Here is a 25,061-nt window from a genome sequence, read left to right as displayed (position 1 = left end):
TACTTTTATTTTGTGATGCTTAAGCGTTAAGGAGAAGATTATGGAGAAAAAACATAAAGGACTGTCCGCATGGCAGCTTACAATGATGGCATTAGGGACTGTAATAGGAGGTTCATTTTTTCTAGGTTCGTCGGTAGCGATTCATGCTGCTGGACCTGCTATTTTAATATCCTATATCTTGGGAGGAGTACTCGTTTATTTTATACTCTTTGCCTTGTCTGAGATGACTGTAGCAAATCCTGATACAGGTTCTTTTCGTACCTTTGCAACACAAGCATTTGGTCCGGGAGCTGGATTTGTCGTTGGATGGGTATACTGGACAGGAATGGTTCTAGCCATGTCAAGTGAAGCCACTGCTGTATCCATTTTGGTACGTGAATGGATTCCAAATATATCCATTTCTTTGCTAGGAAGCTTGATAATAATTGGTGTTACGTTGCTTAATCTTTTAGGAGCTGATAAGCTAAGCAAGCTGGAAAGCGGTCTTGCTGCAGTAAAGTTATTAGCAATAGCTTCTTTTATCATAATCGCATTATTATTAATTATAGGAATATTTCCAGGGATTTCAACAATCGGTGCCGGAGAATTAGTTAGGGAACCTTTAATGCCTAGGGGAATAAAGGGGATTGCGGGAAGTATGCTTGTCGTAATTTTTTCCTATGCTGGCTTTGAAATCATTGGATTAGCTGCTTCAGAAACAGATAATCCTAAAAAAACGGTTCCTAAAGCAATTACTTATACCGTTTTGTCACTTGTAGGATTTTATATCCTTTCTATTGCTGTACTTCTTCCACTCATTCCTACAACCACGCTTAGTGAAGATGTAAGTCCAATGGTAGCAGCTTTGAATAGGTGGGGAATTGGGTGGGCAGGTACGGTTATTAATCTGGTACTGATAACAGCTATTCTTTCTACAATGTTGGCAGCCATGTTTGGACTTGGAAGAATGATGAGGTCTCTTGTTGATGATGGCCTAGCTCCTAAGTGGCTAAAAGATAAAAAGGATGTTCCTTATCGCGGAATATTATTTTCAGGTCTAGCTATGTTTTTAGGATTAAGTATTGGTTTTTTGCTTCCAAAAATTTATCTATTTTTAATAAGTTCAGGTGGTTTTGCATTACTTTTTACATATGTCATTATAATTGCTACTCATATACGCTTTCGTAAAAAGAATGGATGTCCTCCAGAAGGTAAGTGTCAGATGCCCGGATACCCATTAACCTCTTGGATTGTTTTATTAAGTATGGTTATGATTATTTTGAGTATGCCATTTATTTCAGGGCAGACATCAGGGCTTATAGCAGGAATTATAATGACCGCATTATATTCTTTCATTTATATTTCAATAAGATTGATGAAAAGTTCTAAAAAGAACAAAGAAGTTTATTTAAGCTTGAACAATAAGAAATATCAAACAAGATTGTCAGCAGAATTCTCTAAGGAACTGACCGAAGAGATAAAGGAGAAGGAAATAGATAAAAATAAATAATCAAAAAAAATAGTGGATTTTTTCATGTTACGGAAGAGGAGCTAGAAAAATTAAAATCTCAAGATATGCTTAACTCTAAACTCAATGATTTTACTAAAAATTTCTTAAGTTAAGATTCCTTTAATTGATGAAAAAATTAAAGAGGCTCCAGGGCAAAAGGTAGTTGCTATGATTTAGAAGTATTAATTAAGGTTCCAACTACTTTACATCCCTTGATTGCGGCTGGATGGTTTGCTGGTCTTACTCAAGAGTATATTCGCCAAAGAGTTAAAGACTTTGAAAATCTTGCTGAAGATATTTTTAGCCTTAAGGGTTTTAGGAATAATAAGGTAACCAGAAAAGAAAAGACCATACTGATACGATTATTGTCTTTGAATCAAACAATGCCCTCGATTGGGCATTTAAGGGTGAGTTAGATGTTTAAATACGCTCAACAAAGCTTTTTAGATAAAAATCAGAAGATATTGCTCTTAGCTTGGGCCGGCTCAGGAGAAATTGCTTACCCCACAGATCAGGAATCATGGGTACATTGTTTAACGATTCCTAGAGAGTTGGTTTTAAAAGAAGGTAAGCTCTACCAGAAGCCTGCCGAACAACTAAAATTATTACGAACCGACTCAATCTCTGAGCAAGGGATTCTTCAAGATGAAACGATGGAGATTGAAAATGAAAGTGATGTGTATGAGCTAGAAATCAATTTTAAAGAAATTGAAGCAAGCCGATTTGGAATTGAACTATATAGCTCAGAAAAAGAAGGGCTAGTTTTACAGTTTGATCGAGAAAAGCAAGTTATTATTTAAGATAAGAAACCCCTACAATAAGCAGGAGTTTGATTATTTAAAAAGAGTATTATATTTTACCAACAGATTCTCCTTCAACCAACGTTACGTAAATACGATCATTTTCTACAGGTTCATTCGCAATTAATTTTAATAATTTTTCCGAAGCTAAAGCACCCCATTTTCGCTTAGAATAATCAATTGTTGTTAAGCGCGGTTGAGTATAATGTGAGACTTCAATGTTATCGAACCCAATAATATGAATATGTTCTCCGACACGATAATCTGTTTTCAATAAATAATTGTACATACCAATTGCCATCTCATCATTTAAACAAAAGACAGCTGTTGGTTGTGTATATTGTTGAATGATTAATTGCGCTGCTTGCTCTCCGGCAGGTTTATTAAAATCGCCTTCAATTTCCGTATAGTTAATATTTTGATAATGTTCTACAGCTTGTCTAACGGCTTGTAGACGCTGATTTGAGTCATAAGACCCCTTAGGGCCGGTAACAACATACAGTTTTCGATGACCTTTCTCAATTAAGTAATCGATTGCCAATGTAGCTCCTGCTTTGTTATCCAGTAACACTTGGATGACATTCGGATGATCTAATTCTCGGTCTAGAACAACTATTTTATGTCCTTGATCGGCATATTTAAGCAATTCTTCGTTTTTAAATGTCTCATCTAAAATGATAGCACCATCAATCATTCGTTCTGGCAGAAAACGATGTGAACGCATACCACTAATAACAATTAATTCATAACCTTTACTATATAAAGTTTCTCGCATTCCTTGTAATAATTGTCCATAAAAAGCACCACTATAATCTGTTAGGAAGACACCGATGATTTTTGTCTCTCTTTTTTTTAGTGTCCGAGCTGCCGCATTTGGGACATAATTCAATTCTTTTGCAATCGCTAATATTTTAGCAGCCGTTTCTTCGGTTACCTTAGAACTACCATTTAGCGCGTAGGAAACAGTCGAAATCGAAACGCCCGCTTTTTTAGCAATATCTTTAATACTGACCACGGATTTCTCTCCTATCTTTTTAAATAAGCGTTTACATTATTTATTATACAGTGTTTTATACATTTAACATACAAATATAATAAGCTTAAGAAGAAAGAGGCGGTTAAATTGAAACCGCCTGTTCAGCTATTCCTTAAATATTTCAAATATATTTTTATCATTCTTTAAGCGATGTTTTAGTTCTTGTTGATTTATCCTGACCCCACTGTTTCGGTAACGGTTTGATAAAGCGTTTGTTGTCGCCTCTAAACCATTAACTAATACTCGTTTTACTTTATTTCCTTTTAAATGGTAGATAAACGTAGCTGGGTAGTCCATAATTGAGAAAGTAAATTGTATTCCATCCAAACTATTTGGCAATACCGGATCAATGATTAAGTCCCCAGCATTTAATCGAATTCCTAAGACGTTTGAGATCAATTGGTTCATATATATTCCTGGACCACTTGAATAAATTCTCCATCCACCCTTTACAGGTATTTCCCCTTCACGTAATTCATGAAAGCGTTCTTGAGCTTCATAACGAGTATTAAACTTACCATCTGAACTGCTGAAATACGTGTTACTTTGTCTACGTTCAGCGTTTGGTACGACTTGTTGGATTCCGATTGGGTTAATCATTGCTAGGCCATTCCATACTTCTTCAGCTTTTCCAAGCTTCGCCATCGCTTCAACGAAACGGATATGTGCATGTACATATTGAAGACCAATTTCTCGACCAAAATTAGCCGCTTGCTCTGCACGCTTAAAATGGATGCTTACACCACCATTGTATTTGGCTGGTCGATCCATTAGTCGAACACCATCTGGAAAATATAACTTTTCTTTAATGACTTGATAATGTTTTTCTGCTTGTTCAGGTGTTAGAAGTTCGCTGATTATACTTCGAGTCATAGGAAGAAGCCGATAATGGATTCCCGTTTTTGAATCACTTGGATGAAGCAGCAATTCAGCCTTCTCAGGTTGCTCCATATAGATAAAGCCTGGAATTACACCTGATTGTAATATATAGCGATTGAAGTCTGATTCGATTCCTGAGACTAAAGTTTGCAGTTCTTTCGACTCTAACTTACTCACTTCTTTTAAAACATCGGAAAACTGTTTTAGCGTTTGGTAAGTCAAAGCAACTGTCCAACTGCTGACCATGTATTGCTTCAACTGTGCGTTAGCTGGCTGAAGTGTATCGTCCCAATCACCATCACCATATGAAGATAAATACGTATCATGTAAGAAATGTTGTTTCATGTAAGCAATTTGTTTTTTAACGTGTTCAAAAATGGTTGCGGGTTTTTCTGTGTATGTGAAACTACCACGAATGGTATATGGCACTTTTTCCTCAAGAATGTCAAAATCTTTTGTTACGGTTAAATAATCACTTAACACTTTCAATGGCCAAACGATTATGTCTCCATGACTTACTTCTAGTTGGATAGTATAGTATTTATCAAACATAAACCATTGGGGCCAGTTTCCATCATTTTCATACTGATGAGAATATACGGTTCTTATAATATCACGTACCGTGTCATGTTTTTGAGTAGCGAGAAAATATTCTGTTGGCCCTTGACATACGTCTCGTGTACCCCAAGCTGCTCCGCCGTATTGTTCAAGACCATGCGGAACTGAAAAATGAACGAGCATATTGTGGGTATACCACCAAGCAATTGCATTTATTTTATCTAGTTCTTCTGTGATTGTACCGTTTCGTGATAGATGGAATTCATTCATCACAGTTCGATAAAATGCACGATAATGTTCAATTTCTAATTTTGCTTCTCGTTTAACAAAAGGTATTTCCTCATTATAGAGGAGGCCTTGAATGGTAATCGCCCATTCACTTGTTGCACTTAATTCAAGTACAACGAGTGAAGCAGATCGAGGCAAAATGTTTGAAGCAAGCATTTGTTCATCTTCTACAGTCATAGTAGATCCTGTTACATGTAGTCGATAGCATAAGTCTGGATATGTTTTAGCACTATCTGACTTAGTATCTGCATAAAAAGAGATTGTTTGACTGTCTTTTTTTATACGAAATGGGGCTTCATACTCATTGTTATTCATCGAAATTTGGTGAGTTACTAGAAAACGATATGATTTACCACTTATGGAACGAACATGTAATTGCACCTCAGGTGTGTCTACTGTTGTAAAGTTAGTAATAATCAGTAAATCATCATTAGTTTTATAATACCAACGAGAATAGTTAAATCCTAATTCATACATGGATGGCATCGTTAATAAATGATACACACCATCGAATTCTACATATATACGTTGGCCAGACGTTTTCATAATATTTAAGGCATTACGAGTATTTGTCAGCATTTTATTGAAGGCAGTGTTGCCAACGACAAGCTGTGAGTTAAATACACCATACATATAAGATGTTGATGTGATAATATTCTCAGACTTTTTAGCCTTTTGACCAGTCATAATAATATGACCATGAGGCCGTTCTACGATTAATTCTTTTTCTTTTAAAACGACATGCTCGTGTTTATTTGTAAAGAATGAAAGCAGTTTATCCTCATCCCATTCTTCATGATGACGGTAAGGAAAGTATATATCAATTTCTTCCTTCGTCATGGATAAGGTTTTTAAGGGTAACCCGATAATAGGGGATACATTCACTTTGTCTAAAAAATGAACAGATGTTAAGTTTTGATTGTTTACTTGTTTCCAAGCATCTAATATTTCTGTTTCAAATTCTAAAGAACGAATGGCTGTAGGATGATCTTCTTTAAAAAGGCCATAAAAGACAAATCTAGCATTTCCTTGTAATTTTATCCTTTTAGATTGTAATGCAGTATATGCAAATTCATACTGATAGATTTCATTTGCAAGCAATTCTTTTGTTAATACTTCTGGTTCATTTGTTTCTTTATAGGACAAACCGAAGAATTGAAATCCGTCAGTTGAATAGCCGATTGATTTTGTTAAAGATCCTTGTTGGATATATGGGAAAGTACCCAGTTGTGGTTGGTTTTGTCGTGAACAAATCACATATCCCTTGTGATCGTCTTCAAAAACCTTATGATCAATATATTGAGATACGTAGGCTTCATTTGTTCGAACTGCACCCTTATCAGCAAGACCTAAATCTTGACCGTAAATGATATCGATTTCCTCATCATAGCCGTTAACTTTGATATCCCAAAACCAAATTCCTTTTTCTGTAAGGGTAAAAACAACTTGGTATTGAATTTGTTCTATATTTCCTTTCCAAAATACTTGTGATTTCGAAAAACCTAGTTTACTAGCAGATCGAACACCAAGTAAAGGAATAACTTTTAATTCTGATTTCCGATGCAATCGTAAATATAGATTGTTTAATGAACCATCAATTGGGTTAGCTATCCATTGATTAAGCATTATCCCCTTATGCATTACTTCATAAATATCCCCGCTATTTAAAAAGGTAAATTGAAGATCCTCTGCTTCGATCACAAACTTTGAATCAGTCATTATTGTCATGCTTCTTCCCTCAATTCTTTATTTCACTAATTTGAACATAAGAGCCAATCCTTCTTTACTATTCGGACCGATATAAGCAATAAATTCCCCTGCATCACTTTTAAATTGTAAGTCTGAATGATAATAGCGCAGTTGTTCTTCTGTTAAAGTAAATGTTACTGTTTTTGTTTCTCCTGGATGTAACATAATCTTATGAAAAGCTTTCAGTTCTTTAATTGGGCGGACAACTTCACCTACGACATCACGTATATAAAGTTGTATAACTTCTTCTCCAGCAATTTCCCCGGAATTCGTTACCTGTACAGATACTTGGATTGGCTGTTCAGGTGTCAGATAATCTGATGAAAGAGTTGCTTCACTATAAGAAAATGTGGTATAGCTTAACCCAAATCCGAATGGGAAAAGGGGTTCATTTGGAATATCTAAATATTGTGATACGTAACGCTCTTGTGCATCAGGCGCATCTTTTGGACGCCCTGTATTAAAATAGTTATAATACACTGGTACTTGTCCTACAGAATAAGGGAAAGACATGGTTAAACGACCAGAAGGATTTGCATCACCATAAAGTAAATCGGCAATTGCACCTCCCCCTTCTGTACCAGGGTACCAAGCTTCTAACACTGCATCTACTTGATCAATAACTCCATGTAAATCAAGAGGGCGACCGTTAAATAGCACAGCTATCATCGGTTTTCGCAATTCTTTTAATCTCGAAATTAATTGCAGCTGAACTTCAGGTAAACGGATATCTGCACGACTTCCTGCTTCTCCACTCATTTCTGAACTCTCGCCTAACGCAAGAATAATGACATCTGCTTGATGGGCAATTGTTAATGCTTCATCCAACTGTTCCTCTGTTCCAGTTTCAATTTCGCACCCTTTTGCAACGAAAATATCGGATGATTTTACTTTCAATTTTATACCGTCATATAATTGAATGGTGTCTTCTTTTGATCCAAGCCAAGACCATGGTCCCAATATGTCACCGTTTTGAGCGAATGGACCAATCAACGCAACTCTTTGCTTTGGTTGTAATGGTAGAATTGCTTCATTTTTCAATAAAACACATGATTTTGTAGCTAGTTTATGGGCAATTTGGCGGTGCTCATTGCAAAGTACAATCTCTTTCTCTAATTTTTCGTCTGCACCACGGTACGGATTATCAAACAACCCTAATTTATCCTTTAAGCTCAATATACGGAAAACAGCTCCATCAATTAATGTCTCATCAATTGAACCATTCTCTACAAGTTGTTTCAAGTTCTTCACATAGCAGGATGACATCATCTCAATATCAACACCTGCTTGAATTGCTTTATAAGCAGCCTCTGATTCATTTTCTGCAACACCGTGTGGAATTAACTCTTTGACAGCGCCCCAATCTGAAATAAGGACACCGTCAAATTCCCACTCACCTCGAAGCAAATTGCGTATCAATCGTTTATTACCAGTAGCCGGAATACCATCTACTGTATTAAATGAGGTCATTACCATTTCACAACCTTCATCTAAAGCTGCTTTATAAGCTGATAAATAGGACTCACGCAACTGTCGTTCGGACATATTAACAGTATTATAATCACGTCCACCTTCTGGTGCTCCATAAGCAGCAAAATGTTTTACGCATGCAGCAACCCGATTAAGATCGTTCTTCAAATTAGTTCCTTGAAAGCCACGAACGAAAGCTCGTGCGAATTGACTATTTAAATAAGGATCTTCTCCTGTAGATTCCATAACTCTTCCCCAACGAGGATCGCGAACTAAGTCAACCATTGGTGCAAATGTAACATGAATTCCAGAAATAGCTGCCTCTTTAGCTGCAATTTCAGCACTTTTTTCGGCTAATTCCAAATCCCATGAGCAACCAATGGCTAATGGAATAGGAAAAATCGTTTTATAACCATGAATAACATCAGCCATGAATAACAAAGGTATTCCTAAGCGATTTTTGTTTAAATGAGCTTGTTGAATACGGATAACCTCTTTTGCTCCAGAAGCACCTAAAACGGAGCCGCTATTACGTATATCTTCTTCCTTAATCCCTAGCGTTGCCATTGGCCCAGTAATCTGACCTTCATGATCTGATCCTTCAAAAAACGGAGAAGCTAATTGCGTTAATTGTGCGATTTTTTCTTCTAAAGTCATTTGTTCAATGATCAATATCAATTGATGCTTGTTCATTTTAATCCCTCACGATCGGAATAAGCCTGAATTTTTAGAAACGTTTCGAATACGTATATAAATGGATTATAAACGCTTTCATGATTTGAGTCAAATTTTTATAAAAACGTTTCGATTAAAAATTTAGTAATCATTAGGTTTTAAATATAAAAAACCTTGTGTTCTAGTATTTCTTATCATAGAAATTTATTATTATTATTTAGAGAAAACATCTTATCCCAAAAATGAAGTTGGAATGCCCGTTTTAAAATATAAAAATTTTTACAAAAAAAGCTATTGAAAACGGTTACGAGTTTAATTTATAATTGCTATATCGAAACGTTTCAATAAAATTAACTTTGTATATGATTATATTTTTGAGTTTTCAATAAAAACGTTTCGATAATAAATGTATTTATGCATTTTAAGTTGAATGGAAAACGTTTTACTTCGAGGGGGTATGAAGTAAATAAAGACTATTACTATTAACTGAATAATTTTAATGAAAAGATTTCAAGATACCAAGCGAGAATAATTATATTGGAGGGATAAAAATTGAGTGGGAAAATGTTTGCAAAGAAAAACAAAAAGATGATACTTATCGTTTTATCAACATTATTAATTCTATCAGGGGTACTTGCCGGATGTTCTTCGAGCTCAGTTCCAACGGATAATAATGAAAAAGTAACAATTAACGTTTGGGGAATGGGAGAAGAAGCCAAATCTCTTCCTAAAATTGCTGAAGAGTTTAAAAATCAAAATCCAAATATCGATGTTAAAGTTCAAGCTATTCCTTGGGATCAAGCACATGACAAATTGTTGACCGCTGTAGCATCAAAAAGTGGCCCAGACGTAGTACAGATGGGTACAACTTGGATTCCAGAATTTGCTTTTGCAAATGCGTTAATGGATCTAAAACCATATATGAACCAATATCCTGAGTTTAATGAAAACAACTTCTATCCTGGTTCAGTTGAAACTGCTAAATACGAAGATAAAGTAGTTGGTGTACCATGGTATATTGATACTCGTGTTCTATACTATCGTACAGATTTATTAAAACAAGTAGGCTATAATGAAGCACCAAAAACATGGGACGAATTAAAAGATGCTGCAAAAAAATTATCTCAACGTGGTAACAATAAATATGGAATTAGCATTGACACCAAAGAACAATCGTTAGCTTTTATGTTTGCTCGTCAAAATGGATCAAAACTATTTGATGAAAATAACAAACCACTTTTTAATCAAAAAGAGTTTGTTGGTGCAGTTGAGTATTTAAATGGTTTTTTCAAAGATGGTTCAGCTCCTATAGATTTAGGAATAGATATTGTTCAAGCGTTCCGTGGTGATGGTATTCTTCCAATGTTTATTAGTGGTCCATGGATGGTTAAGATTATTAATGATCAGGCTCCGGAATTAAAAGGTAAGTGGTCAACTGCAGTTCTACCGGCAAAAGAAAATAATATGTCAGTTTTAGGTGGTTCAAATTTATCTGTCTTCCAATATACCAAAAATAAAGATGCTGCATTGAAATTTGTAGCTTTTATGAGCAAGCCTGAAACTCAATTGAAATGGATGGAAATGACAAACTCACTTCCAGCAGCAAAAGAAGCATGGAATGATAAAGCATTACAAGATGATCCATTATATAAAACTTTTGGTCAGCAAATGGAAAATGCTAGATCAATGCCTGTTATTAAACAATTTGAAGAAATTGCCCAAACTTTCTTAAGTAGTTTTGAAAAAATTTACCGTGGTGGAGCAGATGTCCAAAAAGAAATGGACGAATTTAATAAAAAGGCTGAAGGAATTTTAAAGTAATTATAATTGGTATAACTGAGTTAACTAGCAGGAATTCCTGCTAGTTAACCTATATTTTCAACAAATATGGGCATATTGAAGGAAGTGACAAACTATGAAAGGTACTACTAATCAAAAAACACCATATTTCTTCATTGCACCAGCCATCATCTTATTAACATTATTTTCTATACTACCAATATTTGTGGCGCTTATTATTAGTTTTACAGATATTGATCTAGCAGGATTAGCTGATTGGTCTGTAATTCGCTTTGTTGGTTTGCAAAACTATAAAGACGTCTTCAGTGATCCAATTTTTATCAAGTCCATTCTAAATACCTTGTTTTATGTTGTATTCGGTGTTCCATTAGTTATAATTTTTTCTTTAGGTATTGCGTTATTAATTAATTTTGGGAAGGCACCAATTTTTAAAGCTTTTCGTGTAATTTTTTATATGCCTTCGATTACAAATGTTGTGGCAGTAGCGGTAGTTTGGAGTTATTTGTATAATCCGCAATTTGGTTTGTTTAATTATCTACTTAATTCCATACATTTACCCGCAGTTCCTTGGTTACAAGATCCGATATGGGCAAAATTTTCGTTAATTGCATTAGCTTTGTGGCGCGCGATTGGAGTTAATATGATTATCTTTTTAGCAGCACTTCAAGGCATCCCAAAGTCGTATTATGAAGCGGCGCAACTTGACGGGGCCAATAGCTGGAAGCAGTTAACAAAGATTACTATTCCATTATTACGCTATGCTATTTTTTTTGTGTCAATTACGACAATGATTGGTTGGTTACAATTCTTTGAAGAACCATTTGTTATGACAAAAGGTGGACCGCTTGATAGTACGACTTCAGTTGCATTATTTATCTATCGCAATGGCTTCCAATTCAGCAAATTCGGTTATGCTGCTGCCGGCTCATTTATTTTATTTATTGCTATCATTATTGTGACTCTAGTTCAGTTTAGATTTCAAAATAAAGAAGTTGACTATTAAGTGATAAGTGAGGTGGATAAGCCATGAAAGCAAAGAAATTACAAAGACAGTCGTTCCAAAAGGATTGCTTACAACAATGGATTGCTGGAATTATACTGACTTTAGGTGGTTTGATAATTTCACTTCCTTTTATTTGGATGATTTTGTCTGCCTTTAAGATAGAAAATGAAGTCTTGCAAATCCCTCCAACACTTATTCCAGAGAAATTTACATTTGATAATTTCCATTATTTATTTGAGAATATGAATTTTATGCTATATTTTAAAAACACAATTTTAGTCGTGCTTGCTTCCTTTGTTGGATTATTCTTAAATGCAATGGCTGGTTATGGATTTGCAAAATATAAATTTAAGGGAAAAGATAAGTTGTTTTATCTTGTATTAGCGACTATGATGATTCCTGGGCAAGTAACTATGATTCCCGTGTATTTAATTTTGAACGAATTACATTTAACTAATACAATGATTGGTATCGTTTTACCAGGTCTTGTCGGAGCATTTAGTATCTTTTTATTTCGTCAGTTCATGTCAACGATTCCAGATGAACTACTAGAAGCAGCTCGACTCGACGGAGCTAGCGAATTTCGCGTTTTCTTACAGATCGTTTTGCCGATTTCAAAGCCAATTCTTGCAGTACAAGGTATTTTAACATTTATAGCAGGATGGAATAGCTTCCTTTGGCCGTTGATTATTGCAAATGATGAGAGACTTTATACATTATCAGTTGGACTATCTTTATTAAAAGGGCAATATGGCGGTAATTTTGCTTTACAAATGGCTGGCTCTACTTTTATGGTTGTCCCAATCATTGTTGTTTTTATGATTTTCCAAAAACATATTATTAAAGGTTACACGATCTCAGGTATGAAGTAATAAAAAAGTTAATCTTTTTGAAAGGAGATTCAAAATGATCAGAAGTAGATTTGTGATAATGCTAGGAATTTTGGTCTTACTTACTAGTTTTATAGTTTCACGAATAGCTTTTGCAAATGAAAATGTACATGATATCGCTTTACAAAACCAATTAGAAGCGGTTGCAAAGAAAACATATCGTTATTTTGAGGATTTTACCGACCCATCAACAGGTTTAACATACGATGCCGTTCGTTTTCAGGATGGAGAAGTGAAAGAGGCAAAATATACTTCTCCAACTAATATTGGAATGTACTTATTAAGTACGATTTCAGCAGAACAGCTTGGGATCATATCACGGGAAGAAGCTGTTTCAAGAATTCAAAAGACTTTAAACACATTAGAAAAATTAGAAAAATGGAATGGGTTATTTTATAACTGGTATAATACAGATGGTACTTTAAAAACCGATTGGGGACAATTTATATCCCAGGTGGATAACGGGTGGCTATCTGCTGGTTTAATTGTTACGGGCCAAGCATACGAAGAATTATTTAAACAAACAAGCAAGCTTGTTGATGCAATGAATTATGAGCCATTATATGATCCAAAGGTAGGCCAGTTCCGAGGCGGTTACTTTGTTGATCGAGGGGAACTCACTGGACACCATTACGGTATGTTTTATACTGAGCCTCGTTTGGCAAGTTATATTGCCATAGGGAAAGGTGATGTTCCAGCAGAACATTGGTGGAAAATGTATCGAACTCTTCCTCCAGAGTGGGATTGGCAAGCTCAAATTCCAACGGGCGCCTTTGTTGAATATGATGGGGTTTCTGTATTTGAGGGTCATTATGAATATAATGGTGTAATTTATGTACCGAGCTGGGGCGGCAGTATGTTTGAAGGTCTTATGCCCAGCCTGGTTTTAAAAGAAAAAGAGCTTGGAACTAATGCACTTGGTTTAAACAACAAACGTCATGTTGAACTCCAAATTGCTTTCGCTAAGGAAAAAGGTTATCCTGCATGGGGTTTTTCACCGGCAGCCACTCCAGATGGATACAGTGAATTCGCAGCTACACCACTAGGAACATCTGGTTACAAGGATAATGGGACTGTTACAGCTTATGCAACTTTCTTGGCACTTGAGTATGCTCCTGAGGAAGCTTATAAAAATATAAAAGCATTAAAGGATTTAAATTCATACGACAAATACGGCTTCTATGACTCCGTCAATGTTTTGACTGGTCAGGTCACCCAAGCCTATTTATCCCTCGATCAAGGAATGATCATGGCTTCAATTGCAAACTATTTGTATGATGGCGTCCTTCGAAATTATTTTCATAGTGATGAAATTGGCCGAAATCCTGAAGATTTATTACGAAAAGAAGTATTTTCAATTCAATAAAACGAGTAGCGTCGGTAAACATTGATAACCGGCGCTTGTCTATTTTATTTAAGTGGAGATCGTTGCTATTAGGGATATTTACTTTAAACTTTTATTCAAATTTTTCCATGATTATCGTAGAAGTTTGTATTTTTGGTTTCTTTCTTTATTTAAGAGAGAAATAAGAAGCATTCATTGTTTATGTTACAATTAAAAATATTACAGAAAGGGGGATATCAATGTTTGAAATAAAGCCATTACAAGGAGAAAAGCAAGAAATCTATCCTAGAATTCTAGAGCAAGATAAATCTTTGATTGAGGATGAAAAGGATTGGTTGGTTAATTTAGCAAATACATCCCTCGCTTTTATATCATTTCTTGGATCATGTGAACTGGGTTGGATTTTATCTATATAAGGAAGAACATTTGTACTGGATCCTTACAGGGAAAACCGGCTTGCACCAGAATTCAAATAGGTAAAGGGGTCTGTGGGACAGCGGCAGAAAAGAGGGAGACCCAGGTTGTCGTTGACGTAAACCAATTCCCAGGCCATATTGCTTGCGATGCTACTTCTTAATCGGAAATTGTTGTACCTATTATCAATCAAGGGAATTTGATTGGTGTACTTGATACAGATAGATTTTACTTAGAAAAGGTTGTCGAACTGTTAGTGGAACAATGCGATTGGGATAAATAATCTGCTGTATTCATTCTCCGAGCAACTCCCATAGCTAAAAGAATAAACACAAAGGTAGCAATAATAACACCCTTCCAACCAAAGGGTTGCCAGATATAGCCTAAAAGAGTACTACCAATACTTGCCCCTAAATAATAGGATAAGAGATACAAGGCTGAAGCACTTGCTTTAGCTTTTTTTGCGTGATGACTTACCCAACTACTAGAGGCAGCATGAGTAAAGAAAAAGCCAAAAACAAGAACGACAAGACCAATTAAGATCAGAGGTAATTGTGGGAAAAGCATAAGCACAAGCCCAATAAAGATGATCACTAAACCAAGAAAGATCCGAACAGGAATCGTCAGCTTTCCTTCCAATTTTCCTGAATAGGTTGAGCTAAATGTCCCCGCAAGATAAGAGATAAACAAAAATCCAATGACTGTTGTTGAAAGAAAATAAGGAGCCTGACTTAAATAAAATCCAATATAGTTAAAAACACCCATAAAAATAAAATAAATAATACCAGCTATATAATAAGCTTGGCGAAGAATTGGATTTTGCCAATGGGAAATAAGTTCTTTCATTGCCTCATTGATTAAAAAGGGCTTTCGTTGAAAATGATTAGAATCGGGGAGAAATATTAGAAATAATATAAAACTAATGAGACCTATCATACCCATAACTAGATAAGAATATCTCCATCCCCAAAGATCAGCGATAAACCCACTGATTATTCTTCCGCCCATTCCTCCAATCGTATTGCCACTGATATAAATACCAATTACTGCACTAATACTTAGATGGTCAAATTCCTCGCCAATATAAGCATAAGCAATGGCAGGTAAACTGGCCAAAAAGATTCCCTGCACCGCACGTAGGAATAATAACATGAAAAAGTTAGGTGCGAAGAAAATAAGAATGGATAAAATAGAAGATGCTATTAATCCTAAAGACATGATATTTTTACGCCCCATAGCATCAGAAATCGGTCCAAATACTAAAAGGAAGACACTTAGTGTTAAAATTGTAAGCGAAATAGATAAGCTAGCTGTTGCAGGTGACACACCGAATTCTCTAGAAAATAAAGGGAGAAGTGGTTGTGACATATGAAGATTTGAAAAAATAAGAAAGGCACCTATACTTAAAGCAAAAGTTGCCTTCCAGAAACCAGGGGCTCCCATCTGTAAATACTGCTGTCTATCCATGATCCGTTCAACTCCTTATAGTATTATTATAGAAGGAATCAAGTAAAAGATAAACAAAACATTTGAATATTCTGGATATAATAAACTAAATTAACCCCTGCTAATGTTAATATCGTTCATTGTTCTCTACTCCTATTACCATCCTTGTTATTTCCTCTTGTTTTTCATTTTTAATAATTCCCTTAAATAGAAGAGTAAAGGCGGAATTGAAAACTTCATGAAAGGGGATCTTGTGCGTATTAAGGAATTGTGGATGGATGATCTGTTCGATAATGGCAAATAGCATTTTCGAAATCACTTTGGTGTTGATCTCTTCCCGAATATATTCTTCCTTTTCGTTCTCTAATAAGTTTGCAATTTGATTTAGAAGATCATGCCGAAAGCCATCAATCGTTTGCCAAACCTCCGGATAAAGGGATGGCAACTCTTCAATGATTGAAGGACTAATGGGAAAGAAAGGAGTTTCTTCTTCGTTTAAAGAGTAGTTGGTTTGTGGACTTATCATTTTCTTAAACTGTTGGATAATTCGAAGCAAAATGACCATCGGTGGCACTTTTTCCCGAAGTCCTTTTTCAAATATTCCAAAAAAGACCTGACGATTAGACATAAAAATTTGTAAAAGTAAATCTTCTTTGTTTCTAAAATACTTATAGAAGGTTTTTTTTGAAATTTTTAATTCTTGACAGATTTGTTCAATGGCCGTATTTTTTATTCCTTGTTGAATAAAAAATTCCCATGCTTTGATTTTAATCTTTTTTGAATAATCCAAATCATACCCCCCTTTCTCTTATCTATTTTATTCGATTTTCTTACGGAATTTAAGGATTGCAACAGTACAAATGAAAATGGCAAAAATAGATAGAATAAGCGTTTCTTTCCAAAGATATTCCAATCCAATCCCCTTTAAAAAAATACCACGAAGGATCTCTAGAAAATAAGTTAAAGGGATCACACCGCCAATCCATTGGATCACTACAGGCATTGTTTCTCGAGGGAAAATAAAACCAGATAGCAACACACTAGGTAAAATAAATGCAAAAGAAATTTGCATAGCTTGTAATTGGGTTTTGGAAATGGTTGAGATTAGCATACCAATCGCTAAGGTTGTGGTCAAAAATAGTAAGCTTAATCCGATCAAAAGTAGAACACTTCCTTTGACAGGAACACCGAACCAATAGACCCCTGTTGCTAAGACGATACTAAAGGAGAAAATCCCAATCCCTACATAGGGAAGTAGCTTGCCGATAATTAGCTCTAATGGACGAATTGGCGTTACGACCAATTGTTCCATGGTCCCTCGTTCCTTTTCTCTGACTAGAGAAAAAGCGGTTAGAATGGCTATGACATTTTGCATGATCAGGCCAATTAAGGCAGGGATGTTAAAAATCAGGCTTTCCATATTGGGATTATATAAAACTCTTGGAAGTAATTCGATTGGTTGATTGATCCTTAAACCACCCTGTTTTTCCAAAAAGCTTTGTTGAATTACAAGGTCTTTGTACTGTATAACCAGTTGAGCATTACTTAAAGCGGTTCTTGCTGCATTAGGCTCTGAACCATCAATCAACATCTGAACCTTTGCTGTTTGTTTTTGGTCAAGGGAATGACTGTAATCAGGTGGTATTACTAAACCGGCTCTAATCTTTCCTTGATCCATTAGATCTTGTAATTCTTTATAGCTATTCACATTCCAATTGATATCGTAATAGGTCGTATTGACAAGTTCTTGAATCAGCTGTCTACTTTGCTGACTTTTATCTTGATCCCATACAGCAGTGGAGATATGATCTACATCTGTGTTGACTGCATAACCAAATAATAAGAGCATGAAGAGCGGCATCATGATAGCAATAACTAAGCTTGGTGGATCCCTTCGGATTTGTAACATTTCTTTTTTTACAATTGCCATAAATCTAGAAAAGCTAAATCGCTTAAGATTCATTTGTTGCATGATTCACCACTCCATTCTGCTGAGCCTTGTTGACAAGTTGAATAAATAAATCGTCTAAGCTTTCTAAGCCAGCTTGTTTCTTTAATTCACTGGGTTTGCCATGAACCAATAAATGGCCAAAATAGATAAATCCGATATAATCACAAGTTTCTGCCTCATCCATGTAATGGGTACTAACAAGAATCGTAATTCCTTGGTTGGCCAATTGGTGAATGACATCCCAGAAGATTCTTCTTGATACGGGGTCAACACCAGCAGTGGGTTCATCGAGAATCAGAACATCAGGTTGATGTAGCATTGCACAAGCGAGGGCTAATCGTTGTTTCCAGCCACCAGATAATGAACCAGCTAATTGTTTTTCTCTCCCTGTCAAACCAGCCATTTCGATCAATTCAGTCTTTCTTTTTTTTGCCGTTTCTCCATAGATTCCATAAATACCAGCATAAAAATCAAGGTTTTCAATGACTGTTAATTCTTCATAAAGACTAAATTTTTGTGACATATATCCAATCCGATGCTTAATCCGTTCCGTGTCCTTAATGATATCATAGCCAAGAACCGTTCCATGTCCAGATGTTGGGGTAATTAGTCCGCATAGCATTCGAATAGTTGTTGATTTTCCAGAGCCGTTTGGACCAAGAAAGCCATAGATCGAACCTTTAGGAATTTCCATACTGACTTGATTGACAGCAGTTAAGGAACCAAACTTTTTGGTAAGTTGGGTACAGGAAATGGCAATTTCCATTATAGATCCTCCTCTGACTGGAAGGTAATATCTGCAGGCATTCCTGGTTTTAATTGATCAAACCCATTGGTCGTTTCAATCGTTACAGCGAAAACCATTTTCGTCCGTTCATCAGGTGTTTGCACATTTTTAGGAGTGAATTCAGCTTTATCTGAGATATGGACGATTTTTCCTTCATAGGATTGGTCAGGAAATGCATCAACCTTGATTGCAACTTTTTGCCCAATTTTGACTTGATTGAGATTGGTTTCAGGTACATAGACCTTAATATTTAATTTTTTTGGATTTAAAAGGGTAAATATTTGCGAGTTAGGCTTTAGGATTTCTCTTTGAGAAACATTTTTTCTTAAAACGATTCCATCAATTGGAGAATTAATCGTGGCCTTTTCCAGTTGAATGAGAACTTGTTCTTTTTTGGCGATAGCTTGCTGCCAAAGTTGGTATAAACGCGAAACCGTGTAAGATGATGCTCCTTCTTGTTGTAAGCTTAACTTAGCTTCAGCAATTTTCTTCTTAGCTTCAACAGCTTGAAGCTGAACCTGTAAAGCTTCTTTATCCTTTTGCTCAGCTAAATATTGAGCTTTGATTGAAATAAGTTGATCATTTAAGGTATTAACCTTCGCTTCCGCCTGATTGACGATCTCCTGTTGGGCTTTAAGCTGGTCTTCAGATATCGCTCCTTGTTGAAAAAGGGAGGTTTTTTTTTGTAATTGTTCTTTTTGATAGGCAAGTGTTTTTTGGGCAGCAGCTAAGGAATGGGAGGTTTGTTGGATCTGTGATTCATTTATTTTTAAGAGATCGTCTGCTTTTTTGGTTTGGATCTTGAGCTGTTCCATTTCTGAATCGATCTGTTCTAAGTTGGCAAGAGTTTGTTTAATTTCTTGGTCCCTTGCACCTGCTTTTGCTTCATCCAAAGAGGCCTTTGCTGCCGCTACTCCTGCTTCTGCCTCCTTTAATTGTGCTTTTAAAATGCGATCATCAATTGTAGCTAAAGTTTGATCTTTTTTAACACTTGTTCCCTCATCAACTGATAATGTCTTGATCTGCCCACCTAGTTCTGCTAATACAGGAATTTCTTCGCCTTCAATAGTACCTGAGTAGATATTTTGATTAGTGGAGCAACCTACTAATAATAACAATGAAACAAGTAGAAAACTTAGGAATATCCGAACATTCTTTTTTTCCATGGTTCTTCCTCCTCGAATTGTAACATTTGACGTACATTTTTCTTTCTATCTTTAATTTACGCAATGGAAACGAATATGTCAATAATCGTTTCCAAGGAAATAATAGAAAAGAAGCACGTTATTGAGAAGGAGGATTCTGTTATAAGATATTTAAGGTTATATATAGCGGAAAATAACTCGTTATGAATAATGTTATGTTTTTTTATCTTCTTTTAATTTCCAAAAAAAAGCACTGCTTTTTAGGCAGTGCTTAGAGAAATTATTTACCCAAGAATGCATTTAGCATCCACAGATGTTTTTCTAGACTTTTGGTTATACCAATTAACATGTCTGCAGTAGCATCATCCTTTAGATTGTCTGCGATTTCGATCGCTTGCTTTACTTCTTGAATGATTGTACTAAAATCATTAGCGATATTTTGCACCATTTGCTGCGCAGTTTCATTACCCGATGCTTCAGTAATAGAACTCTGTTGTAAAAAATCCTTCATCATTGCAAGCGGTTTTTCCTTTAATGTCAACAACCGCTCCGCAAGTTCATCAATGTAAGTTGCCACTTCAGTATAGAATTCCTCGAACTTGGTATGTAATTCGTAAAAGTGATCACCTTTTACGAACCAATGATAATGGTGCAGTTTCACATATAAAACACTAAAATTGGCAATTTGCTTGTTTAAGCTGTCAGTTAAAGTGACAGGAGTAGCTGTCGTTTGAGACATTGATTTTACCAACCTTTCTAGAAAAAATGAGTTGTACATTAATAACATTCCCAAACCCGGATACTTTTATGTTTTACTTCCCCAACTTGGATTTTTCTTTTAATCACATACGATTAAGACGGTTGACTAATTTACCAAATAATTTCACTAGCAGCCATTGTTTCTCTTTTGATCTTTCTTATCGAATCGAGTTATGTTTTTTTATCCTATTTTTACGGCAGTCTTTTTTTAAAGATTAAGAAAGTATAACTTTCTTCCATTTGTCATTTAGGGGTTTGTATATTCCATAAGCTGCGACATAGCGTGACTAGCAGCTTTAGCTGTGTAGCACGACTTGTACACTTTGTGTGCCTTCAGAAGTGCCCTTCTCTCCGTAATCTTTATTCATAGAAGGGCACGGATGACGGAGCGCGATGGAATATACAAACCTTTTCTTATAGAGAAAAAAGAAGATCTCTGATATAATCCTTACAAAAATATACGAGGAGAGGAGTAAGGACATGCTAAAACTAATTAAAAATGGTAAAGTTTATGCACCAGATTATCTTGAACAGAAGGATATTTTACTTATTGGTGATAAGATTGGTTATATTGCAGAACAGATAGATGAACCTAAGAATTTTGTAGATATTGAAGTGATTGATGCAAGTGGTAAATTAGTTGTTCCAGGTTTTATTGATTCCCATGTACATATTCTTGGTGGAGGTGGTGAAGGAGGGTTTAAAACAAGAACCCCTGAAATTCAACTCACAGATTTGACAAGAGGGGGCGTAACCACTGTTGTTGGTTGTTTAGGGACCGATGGTACCACTCGAAGCATGGCAGGATTATTAGCTAAAGCAAGGGGATTAGAAGAAGAAGGGATCACCACTTTCATCTATACAGGAAATTATGCAGTTCCTGTTCGAACGATAACAGGGAATATTCAGGATGATATCATCATGATTGATAAAGTGATTGGAGTAGGAGAAATCGCCATTTCCGACCACCGGTCTGCCCAACCTACTGTTCAAGAGATTACAAGAATTGCTGCAGAGGCAAGAGTAGGGGGAATCTTGTCAGGAAAAGCAGGGATCGTTAATATCCACGTTGGTAGTGGTTCTAGAAAAGTGGATTTTCTTTTAGATATTGCAGAAAATACGGAGATTCCAATTAAACAATTTGTACCCACTCATATGAATAGAAATCAGGAATTATTTGAGCAAGCCATCTACTATGCGAAAAAGGGAGGAATTGTGGATTTTACCACAAGCTCAATCAAAAAAAGCACTGATCATGGTGAGGTCAAATCTAGCAAAGCGTTAAAAAGAATGCTAGACGAAAACATTGCCATCAATCAAATTACTTTTACCTCAGACGGGCAGGGAAGCCTCCCAGAGTTTGATGGAAATGGGAATTATCTAGGACTGGGAGTAGGAAAGGTCATTTCCTTATATCAAGAAGTGAGGGATGCGGTTTTAGATGAAGGAGTCGCAATAGAAACTGCTATTCGAGTCATTACTTCTAACCCTGCAGATCTTTTAAAATTAAACGGAAAGGGTTATATCAAAGCACAATATGATGCTGATCTAGTATTGCTCAATCAAGATGATTTACAAATCGATACAGTCATCGCAAAAGGGCAAACCATGATCTTACATGGAGATATTTTAGTAAAAGGTACATTTGAAAAATAAAGATTTTAAGAGTCCCTGCAAAAGTAATCGGAATAAGCTTCGAAGAAAGTTCGTCACTTTTGTGGGTAAGTTTTTTAAAAACGTATATATGGAGCTTGCCTACAGACACTTGGAATACTACGTTTTAATGCTCCGATCGTTTTGATTCCTCTCTCTTCTAATTGCTCCAAAAAGAACTGGAATAATAGTGCTGTCATTTTTGCATCTCCTAGGGCAGAATGACGATCAATGATTGGGATCTGATACTTTTCTAAGATGACATCAAAGTGATGAGAAGTCCAATCAGGATGTAGGTGATACGATAGCATCATCGTGTCAATAATTGGATGTAGAAGGCGAGTATTTGCTCCTCTTTTTAATGCAACATCTAGAAAATGCAGATCGAAGTCAGCACAATGTGCGACTAAATACGTATTTTCAGCAAATCGTAAAAAATCAAGAGCAGCTTCGAGAATCTTAGGTTTGTCTTGTAACTCATGATTGTAAATCCCTGTTAACTCTTCAATTTCCTTTGGTACTTCACGTTCTGGGTTTACAAGACAATGAAAGGATTCCTTGATCTCGCCTTCTTTTAGTTTAACAGCGCCAATGGAGATGATTTTATCACCCGCGTAAGGAAAGAAACCAGTGGTTTCTGTATCAAATACGACAAACTCAATCGTTTTTAATTCATCATCAAGGTCAATAATGTGCTTTGTACTAGAGGTCAATCTTCTGATTTCAGCAATGAGAGCCTTATCATAGACTTTAGTATCAAACATTTCGCTTGTTTTTCTTCTTCTTTGTAAAAAGCCCACCCTATCATCTCCTTTACAGAAACTAGTTCAAATATGGGTTAATATCCTCTTAAGTGGGATCCTGGCATCGCACAATGACGGGTCGCTTTGATTTGTAACCAGCGGGCTGTCATCAACGCCTTTTTTAACCTTAAACGTTCCCTTTTTGAAAGTGAATTAGGTTGAATATAATGACTCACTTCCTCACCATTCTTCATCTGTTCTATATTTCTTTTAATCCGAAAAAGCATGATATCATCTAAGGCTTGAGCTATTTCTGCATGTTCATCATTGGTGAATATATCCATTTCATAAAGCTTATCTAGGCGTTCCCATGAATTTAATTCACTAATTTTAAATTTGAGTGCTAATAATCGTAAACTATTAACAATATGAATTAATCCACCATATTTTAGGTCAATGAGACCATGATGTTCACTCTTTTTTGTTTGAAAACGACCAAAGCGATTGATCGCCAATTCAATCGTTGTTTCATCCTCAGCCAAAAAATGTAGAAAAATCGCAGGAATGATGTTTTCCGTGAATAGATATTCCCTTATGGAATCAGCTAGGTGCTTATCTCCGTATATAGGGCGAAAATCAATAAAGATCGTAAAGCGACGGATTAAGTCAGGTGTATTTTTATTTATCCATAGTTGAATCGAATGTTTCCATCCAGATAAGCTGTTTCTCCATTCCTGGTTTGAAGCCATCACACCACCTGTACATTTAGGGAATCCACATTGATATAATCCCTCAACTACTTTTTCGGTTAGTTTTGAAAAATAAGTATCTACTTTAGCTTGGTCTTGTTTAGGCACATCTGCATAAATCAACGCATTATCCTGATCGGTTTGCAGAGTTTGTTCCTTCCTTCCTTCACTCCCTAAACTAAGCCAACAATAAGCGACAGGAGGATAGCCATATCCTTCTTTGTTCATTTCGAATTCAGCGTTCTGGATTAGCTTTTGTGTCATTCGGTCATTGAATTCTGAAACAATCGCACATAGCTCTTTTGCTGTGACATGTTCTTCTAACATATTTTGGATCATGGTGTCCACTTTTTTCTTTACATTGACTATTTCTCTAATGCTATTGGCTTGGTCAAGTTCTTTGATTAGGCTAAAGGTATGATCTGATAAAGATTGGATTAAGTTTTTCATTGTGATCATACCAATGGTCATACCATTGTTAATAATTGGAATATGTTTAATATTATGCTTAATCATTAAATGTAACGCATCAAAATAGAGGGATTGGGGTTCAATACTGATGAGTGGGGATGTCATGATTTTTTCAGCAGTCAGTAATAATTTGTCACTAGATGGATCTTTCCGTTCATTTGTAAAAGCTTTAATTAAATCTTTTTCTGTGATGATGCCAATAGGTTCATCAAGTTGATTGACGACAACGACAGAGCCGATTTGGTTTTTTAGTATTTTTTCTGATACTTCGATGATCGTTTCATTTAAGTGGCTTGTAATAATAGGGTAGGTCATGAGTTCAACCACTTTTTTTCGATAAGGATTTTTCGAAAGCTTTAGTTGCCCAGAGGTTTCTTTTCCGATCTGAAGGTAAAGCTCTCTTAATCGTAAAGTAATCAGCTTTGCGACTTCCTCAGTAAAAGGAGGATGCTCTGCCATCATTTTATCAAAAAAAGAAATAGGGATGAGTAGAAAGCGCGTATGATTCACAGCCCTGATCGTATAGGTAAAACCATCCCCTGACATGGCATGGATCAGTCCGATTACATCGCCTCTTCTATACATTTTTAGAGTGATTTCTTCCTTTGCATCATTTAACAATATATTTTTGGCAATCCCTTCAACCAAAACAAAAATATGCTGAATATCCTTCTCATTTTGCTGTACAACAACTTGATCATCTGAATAGGTTTTTAGCAATGAGATTTCAATGAGTTCTTTCAATTTTTCTATAGGTAGCAAGTGAAAGGGAGGGGTTTTACTTAGCAGTGGAAATAAATCAAGTTCCATCATATCAACCTCCAAATCCCATTAGATCAAGTTCATTCTAAAGTAAATCTTTGAACGATTTTTTCTAATGTAGATTTTGCTTTTTTTGTTTTAAGAAGATTTTCTTGTTTCATCATAAGGCCTCCGGAAATAGTTACTTTTATGGATTATA

18 protein-coding genes and 1 pseudogene are annotated in these 25,061 nt (G+C 35.7%); 8 read left to right on the top strand and 11 right to left on the bottom strand.

Going from position 1 to position 25,061, the window contains the following annotated elements; all coding sequences use genetic code 11:
• Positions 1-40 precede the first annotated feature (40 nt).
• Both BEN26_RS03655 and BEN26_RS03650 read left to right on the top strand, forming a co-directional pair.
• A complete protein-coding gene (locus BEN26_RS03655) occupies positions 41-1,489 on the top strand; it encodes an amino acid permease (protein WP_069801140.1) in 1,449 nt (482 codons plus the stop codon).
• 416 nt (positions 1,490-1,905) lie between these two features.
• A complete protein-coding gene (locus BEN26_RS03650) occupies positions 1,906-2,289 on the top strand; it encodes a glycoside hydrolase family 32 protein (RefSeq protein ID WP_068722429.1) in 384 nt (127 codons plus the stop codon).
• A gap of 49 nt (positions 2,290-2,338) precedes the next feature.
• On the opposite strand, the gene BEN26_RS03645 is transcribed toward BEN26_RS03650, so the two are convergent.
• The 3 genes from BEN26_RS03645 to BEN26_RS03635 form a co-directional block, all read right to left on the bottom strand.
• Positions 2,339-3,304 carry a LacI family DNA-binding transcriptional regulator gene (locus tag BEN26_RS03645; RefSeq protein WP_069801139.1) on the bottom strand — a complete coding sequence of 322 codons (966 nt, stop codon included), beginning with the start codon at positions 3,302-3,304 and terminating at the stop codon, positions 2,339-2,341.
• 126 nt (positions 3,305-3,430) lie between these two features.
• Entirely contained in the window at positions 3,431-6,778 is a 3,348-nt protein-coding gene (locus BEN26_RS03640; RefSeq protein WP_069801138.1) for a GH36-type glycosyl hydrolase domain-containing protein, read from the bottom strand.
• Between the two features lie 18 nt (positions 6,779-6,796).
• Positions 6,797-8,962: a glycoside hydrolase family 3 N-terminal domain-containing protein gene (locus BEN26_RS03635; RefSeq protein WP_069801137.1), complete on the bottom strand. Its 2,166-nt coding sequence runs from the start codon at positions 8,960-8,962 to the stop codon at positions 6,797-6,799.
• A 546-nt stretch (positions 8,963-9,508) separates the two neighbouring features.
• Here BEN26_RS03635 and BEN26_RS03630 point away from each other — a divergent pair.
• The 5 genes and pseudogenes from BEN26_RS03630 (at position 9,509) to BEN26_RS03610 (ending at position 14,679) form a co-directional block, all read left to right on the top strand.
• The gene (locus BEN26_RS03630) at positions 9,509-10,765 is read left to right on the top strand and encodes a sugar ABC transporter substrate-binding protein (protein ID WP_181482185.1); all 1,257 of its coding nucleotides are present in this window, start codon (positions 9,509-9,511) and stop codon (positions 10,763-10,765) included.
• Between the two features lie 94 nt (positions 10,766-10,859).
• Positions 10,860-11,747: a carbohydrate ABC transporter permease gene (locus tag BEN26_RS03625; protein WP_069801136.1), complete on the top strand. Its 888-nt coding sequence runs from the start codon at positions 10,860-10,862 to the stop codon at positions 11,745-11,747.
• 23 nt (positions 11,748-11,770) lie between these two features.
• Positions 11,771-12,619 (top strand): carbohydrate ABC transporter permease, encoded by an 849-nt coding sequence (locus BEN26_RS03620; RefSeq protein WP_068722435.1) that lies wholly within the window; start codon positions 11,771-11,773, stop codon positions 12,617-12,619.
• A gap of 34 nt (positions 12,620-12,653) precedes the next feature.
• Complete coding sequence (locus BEN26_RS03615; protein ID WP_069801135.1) at positions 12,654-14,003, top strand: glucoamylase family protein; 1,350 nt, start codon at positions 12,654-12,656, stop codon at positions 14,001-14,003.
• 218 nt (positions 14,004-14,221) lie between these two features.
• Positions 14,222-14,679 (top strand): annotated as a pseudogene (locus BEN26_RS03610) (GAF domain-containing protein).
• Here the strand turns inward: BEN26_RS03610 and BEN26_RS03605 are convergent.
• From BEN26_RS03605 to BEN26_RS03580, 6 genes are all read right to left on the bottom strand, one after another.
• On the bottom strand, positions 14,625-15,863 hold the full coding sequence (locus BEN26_RS03605; RefSeq protein ID WP_069801134.1) for an MFS transporter: 1,239 nt from the start codon (positions 15,861-15,863) through the stop codon (positions 14,625-14,627). The pseudogene BEN26_RS03610 and the gene BEN26_RS03605 sit on opposite strands and share 55 nt — an antisense overlap.
• A gap of 106 nt (positions 15,864-15,969) precedes the next feature.
• Positions 15,970-16,632: a TetR/AcrR family transcriptional regulator gene (locus tag BEN26_RS03600; RefSeq protein WP_069801133.1), complete on the bottom strand. Its 663-nt coding sequence runs from the start codon at positions 16,630-16,632 to the stop codon at positions 15,970-15,972.
• A 27-nt stretch (positions 16,633-16,659) separates the two neighbouring features.
• Positions 16,660-17,814: an ABC transporter permease gene (locus BEN26_RS03595; protein ID WP_084818915.1), complete on the bottom strand. Its 1,155-nt coding sequence runs from the start codon at positions 17,812-17,814 to the stop codon at positions 16,660-16,662.
• Entirely contained in the window at positions 17,795-18,559 is a 765-nt protein-coding gene (locus BEN26_RS03590) for an ABC transporter ATP-binding protein (RefSeq protein WP_068722441.1), read from the bottom strand. Before BEN26_RS03590 ends, BEN26_RS03595 begins: the two co-directional genes overlap by 20 nt.
• Positions 18,559-19,746, bottom strand: coding sequence for an HlyD family secretion protein (locus BEN26_RS03585; RefSeq protein WP_069801132.1), 1,188 nt, complete (start codon positions 19,744-19,746; stop codon positions 18,559-18,561). The genes BEN26_RS03590 and BEN26_RS03585 overlap by 1 nt, the downstream gene beginning before the upstream one ends.
• Before the next feature lie 259 nt (positions 19,747-20,005).
• Complete coding sequence (locus BEN26_RS03580; protein ID WP_068722443.1) at positions 20,006-20,464, bottom strand: Dps family protein; 459 nt, start codon at positions 20,462-20,464, stop codon at positions 20,006-20,008.
• Positions 20,465-20,964: 500 nt separating this feature from the next.
• Between BEN26_RS03580 and iadA the strand changes: the two genes are divergently transcribed.
• The gene (gene iadA / locus BEN26_RS03575) at positions 20,965-22,140 is read left to right on the top strand and encodes a beta-aspartyl-peptidase (RefSeq protein WP_069801131.1); all 1,176 of its coding nucleotides are present in this window, start codon (positions 20,965-20,967) and stop codon (positions 22,138-22,140) included.
• 74 nt (positions 22,141-22,214) lie between these two features.
• Here the strand turns inward: iadA and BEN26_RS03570 are convergent, their stop codons facing one another.
• Together BEN26_RS03570 and BEN26_RS03565 are read right to left on the bottom strand one after the other, a co-directional pair.
• Positions 22,215-22,937 (bottom strand): 3'-5' exonuclease, encoded by a 723-nt coding sequence (locus tag BEN26_RS03570; RefSeq protein WP_069801130.1) that lies wholly within the window; start codon positions 22,935-22,937, stop codon positions 22,215-22,217.
• A gap of 38 nt (positions 22,938-22,975) precedes the next feature.
• The gene (locus BEN26_RS03565; RefSeq protein WP_069801129.1) at positions 22,976-24,910 is read right to left on the bottom strand and encodes a DUF294 nucleotidyltransferase-like domain-containing protein; all 1,935 of its coding nucleotides are present in this window, start codon (positions 24,908-24,910) and stop codon (positions 22,976-22,978) included.
• Positions 24,911-25,061 lie beyond the last annotated feature (151 nt).

It is taken from the genome of Tepidibacillus sp. HK-1, from assembly GCF_001748485.2.
GTDB classification, from domain to species: domain Bacteria; phylum Bacillota; class Bacilli; order Tepidibacillales; family Tepidibacillaceae; genus Tepidibacillus_B; species Tepidibacillus_B infernus.
The sequence above is the reverse complement of the archived record's forward strand: the minus strand, read 5'-3'. Positions and strand labels throughout refer to the sequence as shown.

Bases quoted from the DNA above. Each gene is read 5' to 3' on its own strand.
- BEN26_RS03655 (WP_069801140.1), top strand. From the start codon at position 41: ATGGAGAAAAAACATAAAGGACTGTCCGCATGGCAGCTTACAATGATG.
- BEN26_RS03650 (WP_068722429.1), top strand. From the start codon at position 1,906: ATGTTTAAATACGCTCAACAAAGCTTTTTAGATAAAAATCAGAAGATA.
- BEN26_RS03640 (WP_069801138.1), bottom strand. From the start codon at position 6,778: ATGACAATAATGACTGATTCAAAGTTTGTGATCGAAGCAGAGGATCTT.
- BEN26_RS03635 (WP_069801137.1), bottom strand. From the start codon at position 8,962: ATGAACAAGCATCAATTGATATTGATCATTGAACAAATGACTTTAGAA.
- BEN26_RS03630 (WP_181482185.1), top strand. From the start codon at position 9,509: ATGTTTGCAAAGAAAAACAAAAAGATGATACTTATCGTTTTATCAACA.
- BEN26_RS03625 (WP_069801136.1), top strand. From the start codon at position 10,860: ATGAAAGGTACTACTAATCAAAAAACACCATATTTCTTCATTGCACCA.
- BEN26_RS03620 (WP_068722435.1), top strand. From the start codon at position 11,771: ATGAAAGCAAAGAAATTACAAAGACAGTCGTTCCAAAAGGATTGCTTA.
- BEN26_RS03615 (WP_069801135.1), top strand. From the start codon at position 12,654: ATGATCAGAAGTAGATTTGTGATAATGCTAGGAATTTTGGTCTTACTT.
- BEN26_RS03605 (WP_069801134.1), bottom strand. From the start codon at position 15,863: ATGGATAGACAGCAGTATTTACAGATGGGAGCCCCTGGTTTCTGGAAG.
- BEN26_RS03595 (WP_084818915.1), bottom strand. From the start codon at position 17,814: ATGCAACAAATGAATCTTAAGCGATTTAGCTTTTCTAGATTTATGGCA.
- BEN26_RS03590 (WP_068722441.1), bottom strand. From the start codon at position 18,559: ATGGAAATTGCCATTTCCTGTACCCAACTTACCAAAAAGTTTGGTTCC.
- BEN26_RS03585 (WP_069801132.1), bottom strand. From the start codon at position 19,746: ATGGAAAAAAAGAATGTTCGGATATTCCTAAGTTTTCTACTTGTTTCA.
- BEN26_RS03580 (WP_068722443.1), bottom strand. From the start codon at position 20,464: ATGTCTCAAACGACAGCTACTCCTGTCACTTTAACTGACAGCTTAAAC.
- iadA (WP_069801131.1), top strand. From the start codon at position 20,965: ATGCTAAAACTAATTAAAAATGGTAAAGTTTATGCACCAGATTATCTT.
- BEN26_RS03565 (WP_069801129.1), bottom strand. From the start codon at position 24,910: ATGGAACTTGATTTATTTCCACTGCTAAGTAAAACCCCTCCCTTTCAC.